3 protein-coding genes are annotated in these 4,855 nt (G+C 70.2%); 1 reads left to right on the top strand and 2 read right to left on the bottom strand.

Features of this window, described 5'->3' with window-relative positions:
- Together IE312_RS06975 and yicI are read right to left on the bottom strand one after the other, a co-directional pair.
- A partial coding sequence (locus tag IE312_RS06975) for a sodium:solute symporter (RefSeq protein WP_229899307.1) occupies positions 1–1,216 on the bottom strand: 1,216 nt, incomplete at its 3' end.
- Positions 1,217–1,451: 235 nt separating this feature from the next.
- Positions 1,452–3,722 carry an alpha-xylosidase gene (gene yicI / locus IE312_RS06980; RefSeq protein ID WP_189979335.1) on the bottom strand — a complete coding sequence of 757 codons (2,271 nt, stop codon included), beginning with the start codon at positions 3,720–3,722 and terminating at the stop codon, positions 1,452–1,454.
- Between the two features lie 281 nt (positions 3,723–4,003).
- On the opposite strand from yicI, the gene IE312_RS06985 reads away from it, so the two are divergent.
- Positions 4,004–4,855: ABC transporter substrate-binding protein (locus tag IE312_RS06985; protein ID WP_229899216.1), on the top strand; the 852-nt coding region annotated here is incomplete at its 3' end.

The raw sequence follows: 4,855 nt of genomic DNA on the forward strand, positions 1-4,855 counted from the left end.
GGTAGACGTTGCCGGTGCCGGTGCTGAAGGCGCAGGCGAAGACGGCCATCAGCGCGGCCCACACCAGTGTCATCACCCGCGCGAGCCTGAGCAGTGACGCCTCGGAGGGCGCGGTCCTCAGGAAGCTGTGGACGAGGTCGGCGACCGTCGAGTTCGACATGGAGTTCAGCGCCGACGACAGCGAGCCCATGGCGGCGCCGAGGATGCCGGCCACGAGCAGGCCGGAGACCACCACGGGCAGCCCGTGCAGGATGAAGTCCGGGTAGAGGTTGTCGGAGCTGCTCAGGCCCAGTTCCTGGAAGGTCCGGCCCTCGTCGTACGACCACAGCAGCGCGCCGACCAGCGAGAAGGCGGCGAACTGCACCGTGACGAAGACACCGGAGGCGATCATGGCCTTCTGGCCGTCGCGCAGGGAGCGGGTGGCCAGGACGCGCTGGACGATGAGCTGGTCGGAACCGTGACTGGCCATGGCGAAGATCGCGCCGCCGACGATGGCGGTGGGCAGGGCGAACGGACTGGTCAGGATGTGCGCGAGCGCGAAGTCGGTGTCGAAGAGGCGGAACTGGCCCGCGTCGAGGGCGCGGGCGAAGCCGGTGCCGCCGACGCGCGCGGACAGGACGGCGACGGCCAGGACCGCACCGCCCAGGTAGAGCCCCATCTGGATGGCGTCGGTCCAGATGACCGCCTTGATACCGCCCAGGTAGGTGTAGACGAGGGTGATCACGGTGAGCACGCCGATGATGGCGCGGTAGCCCGTGTGCACGCCGAACTCGTCCAGCAGCAGCTTGATGGGGATCGCGGAGGCGAACAGCCGGACGCCCTCGGCCAGGAGCCGGGTGAAGACGAAGGTGATCGACGCCAGCCCCTGGAGGCGGGGCCCGAACCTGGTGCCCAGGTACTGGTAGGCGCTGACGAAGCCGCCCCGTTTGTACAGGGGGATGAGCACGGTGGCCACGACGACGCGGCCGACGACGTAGCCGAGGGCCAGCTCGACGTTGCCGAAGCCCTGGCCGCTGTAGGCCCCGCCGGGCACGCTGATGACGGTGAGCACACTGGTCTCGGTGGCGACCACGGAGAAGGAGACGGTCCACCACGGCATGCTGCTCTCGCCGACGAAGTACTCCTTCGACGTCTTCTGCCGGCCCGCCAGCCGTAGCCCGGTCACGGCGATCGCCAGCAGGTAGACGACGATCACCACGAGGTCGAGTTGGCGCACACTCTCTCCGACTGCTGCTGTCATGCGGCACGCCTTCGTGTCCGGGGGCCGTCACGTCGGACGGTATGTCAACGAATAACCCCTCCCGGTGACGCACGCGCATCCTCGACGGCCGACCGGGTGGGGCCGCGCCGGGCACCGGCCGGCGACACGCCTTCCAGCCCAGCGGCACGCCCCTCTCCTTCAGTCCAGCGGCACGCCTCCGTCTTCCAGTCCAGTAGCACTCCCCCCTCCGTCAGTCCAGCGCTACGACCACCTCACCGGCGCCCGTCGCGCTCGCGCCGCCCGCGACGCGGACGGTGAACGGGCGGTCGGTGCCCCGCGCGGTGACCCGGAGCCGGGCGCCCTCGCGGTGGACGGCGAAGACGGCGGCCACCACTCCCGTCGGATCGGGCACGGTCGCCTCGCCGGCGTAGTCCGGCGCGCCGGTGGGGTGGACCAGCAGGGTCGGCGTGTCCAGCCAGTCCCCGTCGGGGCGGCTGTCGTCGGAGGCGAGTGGCAGGACGGCGCCCTGGCGGACGTACAGCGGCAGGCTGTCGTAGGCGTGCCGCTCGGTGCGCCAGAGCGGGCCGGTGACCCGCTCGCCGGTCAGCAGGTGGGTCCAGGTGCCCTCGGGGAGGTAGACCTCCACCTCGCCGTCCTCCGTGAACACCGGCGCGACCAGCAGGTCGGGTCCGAGCATGTACTGGCGGTCCAGCGGACGGCATGCCGGGTCCCGGGGGAACTCCAGGAGCATCGGGCGCATCACCGGGACGCCGGTGCGGTGGGCCTCGGCCGCGGCGCCGTAGAGGTACGGCATGAGACGGTGCTTGAGCAGCGTGAACCGCCGGGCGACCGCCACGGCCTCCTCGCCGAAGTGCCACGGCACGCGGTACGACGTGGAGCCGTGCAGCCGGCTGTGCGAGGAGAGCAGCCCGAAGGCGAGCCAGCGCTTGAACACCGCCGGGTCGGGGGTGCCCTCGAAGCCGCCGATGTCGTGGCTCCAGAAGCCGAAGCCGCTCAGGGACAGGGACAGCCCGCCGCGCAGGGACTCGGCCATGGCCTCGAAGGACGCCCAGCAGTCGCCGCCCCAGTGCACGGGGTACTGCTGGCCGCCCGCGGTCGCGGAGCGGGCGAAGAGCACCGCCTCCCCCTCCCCCCGCTCCTTCAGCAGCAGTTCGAAGACGGTCCGGTTGTACAGGTGGGTGTAGAAGTTGTGCATCCGTTCCGGGTCGGAGCCGTCGTGCCAGACGACGTCGGTGGGGACGCGCTCGCCGAAGTCGGTCTTGAAGCAGTCCACGCCCTGGTCCAGCAGTGTCTTGAGCTTGGTCTGGAACCAGGCGCGTGCGTCGGGGCTGGTGAAGTCGACCAGTCCCATGCCGGGCTGCCACAGGTCCCACTGCCAGACGTCCCCGTTCGGGCGGCGCACGAGGTGGCCGAGGGCGGCCGCCTCGTCGAACAGCGGTGACTTCTGGGCGATGTACGGGTTGATCCACACGCTGACCCGCAGGCCCTTGTCCTTGAGCCGGGCCAGCATGCCCTGCGGGTCGGGGAAGACGGCGGGGTCCCACGCGAAGTCGCACCACTGGTACTCGCGCATCCAGAAGCAGTCGAAGTGGAAGACCGTCAGCGGGATGCCGCGTTCGGCCATGCCGTCGACGAACGACGTCACCGTGGCCTCGTCGTAGCCGGTGGTGAAGGACGTCGTCAGCCACAGGCCGAACGACCACGCGGGCGGCAGGGCCGGGCGGCCGGTGAGCGCGGTGTAGCGGGCCAGGACCTCCTTCGGGCCGGGCCCGGCGATCACGTAGTACTCCAGGCTCTGGTCCTCGACGCTGAACTGCACCTGTCCGACGGATTCGGAGCCGACCTCGAAGGAGACCCGGCCGGGGTGGTTGACGAAGACGCCGTAGCCGCGCGAGGACAGGTAGAACGGGATGTTCTTGTAGGCCTGTTCGCTGCTGGTGCCGCCGTCGGCCTGCCAGATGTCGACCACTTGGCCGTTCTTGACGAACGGGGTGAAGCGCTCGCCGAGGCCGTAGACCTGCTCGCCCACGCCGAGCGCGAGCTGGGCGAGGACGTGGTGCGTGCCGTCGTCGGTGGTGGCGAAGGCCGTGCCCTTGGCGCCGGCGCGGGTCAGCTCCCGTCCGTCCGGGCCGTGGAAGACCAGGGTCCAGGGGGACGCCTCGTCCAGGCGGAGCGTCAGCGGACCGCTGCTCAGCTCCGTGACGGTGCCATCGCGGCGCACGGCGCCCGCACCGTCCGCCTCGGCGGTGAGGGCGAAGTCCGGGCCGGGCCGGCGCTTGCCGGCGTGGTGCGTGACGCGGACGCCGATCACGCCCTCGGCGGGGGAGAAGCAGTCGACCGTGAGGAGCGGTGCGTTGAGCGTGTCCCCTCTGTGGGCCACCTTCCGCAGGGCGGCATAGGCGGTGAAGCGCTTCGATTCGAGGTAGAGGTCTCGGTGCTCAGTGGCGTACGCGATCTGGACGCCGTCGCGGACGCGCCAGAAGCCGTCGGTGAACTTCATGTTCTTCCCTCGGGGGAGCGGGACGGTGGAGGTGGGGCGGGGAGGCGTCGCCCGGCCGTTTGATCGTACACAGAAGGCGTCCCCGGCGGACCGGCTCGAACAGCGAAAATATCTGCCTGACCTGGCACGATCGTGATCTTCTGCGGCATCCTCGCGTCCTGCCGCGAAGGAGCGGACATTTGCTCGGGTCTGGCGCCGGGACCGGCTATGGCGTATTAGTCATGGCAATGAACAAAGGCGGTCGGCAGTGCCGCCGGACAGGACGACAGCAAGGGCCGGGCATGTCGAAGCGCTTCAATAGATGCTCCCGCAGCGCCGTGATATCACGCGCCACCGTCTCCGTCCTGGTCGTCGCGGCGGCACTGACCGGCTGTGGCCGGCCGCGCGACAGCTCCGTCTACCGGGTGCTCAACTCCTCGACCGACGAGACGTACCATCGCTGGGACGCGCAGGCGATGGACCGTTGCGGCGAGCGGTTGGGCGTGGCGGTCGAGCAGCAGAGCGTCCCGGCGGCGCAGGTGATGACGAAGGCACTGCGCATGGCGTCGTCCAAGTCGCTGCCCGACATCGTGCAGTTCGACGCCTCGGAGATGCCGGCGTTCGCCGCGGCCGGCGGGCTCGTCGACCTGCGCACGCTCGGGCTGGGCACCGGGGACGTTCCGCGGGGCATCGTCAACTTCGGCTCCTACAGAGGGACGTACTACGGAGCCGCCCGGTCGGTGAACACGCTCGCTCTCTTCTACGACAAGGACGCCCTCCGGCAGGCGGGCCGGAAGGTGCCCGCCACCTGGGCGGAGCTGCGGCGCACGGCGAAGGAGCTGACGCGGGGCGGGCGGTACGGCCTGGCGCTCAGCGCGGGCGGCGCCGAGGACGGCGTCTTCCAGTTCACGCCGTTCATGTGGTCCAACGGCGGGGACGAGACGCGGCTCGACGGACCCGGAGTGGTCGAGGCGCTCGACTACTGGAAGAGTCTGCTGGAGGACGGCTCGCTGTCGAAGTCGACGGTGGGCTGGACGCAGGCCGACGTCAACGACCAGTTCATGGCGGGCAACGCCGCGATGATGATCAACGGTCCCTGGCAGGTCGAGACACTGAACACCAAGAAGTCACTGCACTGGGGCATCGCCCGGATC

Origin of the sequence: Streptomyces capoamus, from assembly GCF_014654935.1 — a bacterium.
Taxonomy (GTDB): domain Bacteria; phylum Actinomycetota; class Actinomycetes; order Streptomycetales; family Streptomycetaceae; genus Streptomyces; species Streptomyces capoamus.

Bases quoted from the DNA above. Each gene is read 5' to 3' on its own strand.
- yicI (WP_189979335.1), bottom strand. From the start codon at position 3,722: ATGAAGTTCACCGACGGCTTCTGGCGCGTCCGCGACGGCGTCCAGATC.